Here is a 983-nt window from a genome sequence, read left to right on the forward strand (position 1 = left end):
CGTGCATTTGAGCCGTTCGGGCTACCACTGATGTCGGGTTTCGACGGCGACAAGATCGCCTGGATGGTGGAACCGGGTAACCTGCTCCACGGTGTGCTGGGTTGGGTGCTGCTGGCCATGATCGTTGGCCATATCGGTATGGCCCTGCTGCACCGCAAGCAAACCGGGCAGGTAAACGTGCTGCCGCGCATGTGGGGCAAAGACTGAATCGGTACCCTGTGCCGATTCCAAATGTAAGACATTGACCACTATCGTTATGGAAATCGCGCCGTAAAATATGCCCTTCTAAAAATGAGACTGGGGCATCATGATTACGGAAAAATTGAAGGGGGCAATGCCGCTGGGGCGCGTTGCGGTTGGGGTTATCAGCATTCTGGCGCTGCTTATTGTTGCCAACAAATCCATTTTCTATGCGGAACCGGGCTACGTGTATCACGTGCGCACCATCACCGGTCAGGAAAAGGTGGTGTCGGATGTGGGCTATCAGTTCTTCCTTTTTGGTCGCTGGAATTCCTGGAAGCGCGCACTGACCGTGCAAGCCGTGCGCGGTGGCAGTGAAACCCTGGATTATGTGGAGGTGGAGAACTCGGAAACCTCCGCAGCCTTGCCGCCGCAGAACATCATGTTCCTGGATCAGGTGGACGCCAACGCCCAGGCCACGGTGCGCTTTACCATTCCCACCGACCCGGACAGTTTCCTGCATTTGGCCCATGAATACCGGACACCGGAAAACCTGTTGCGCACGGCGTTGATCCCCGCGTTCAAGGAAACCCTGCAAGCCAATGCGTCATTGATGAGCGCCGAGGAGTATTACTCCGGCGGGCGTACCGAATTCAATACCGAGTTTGAAAACCAGATGATCAATGGCATCTACATTGTGCGTCGTGAAGAAATCAGCCAGAAGCGCGTGGGTGAGATCAAAGGCAGTGCCAATGTGGCCATGGGCACCGAGCAACAAGACTACGGCGACGATGCCAAGGTGA

At 55.6% G+C, this 983-nt stretch carries 2 protein-coding genes; both read left to right on the forward strand.

What is annotated here, in order from left to right:
- Positions 1–207: cytochrome b/b6 domain-containing protein (locus A3730_RS27645; RefSeq protein WP_369819138.1), on the forward strand; the 207-nt coding region annotated here is incomplete at its 5' end.
- Positions 208–307: 100 nt separating this feature from the next.
- The coding region (locus A3730_RS27650) for an SPFH domain-containing protein (protein WP_231884069.1) at positions 308–983 on the forward strand (676 nt) is incomplete at its 3' end.

Source organism: Alcanivorax sp. HI0044 (genome assembly GCF_001634945.1).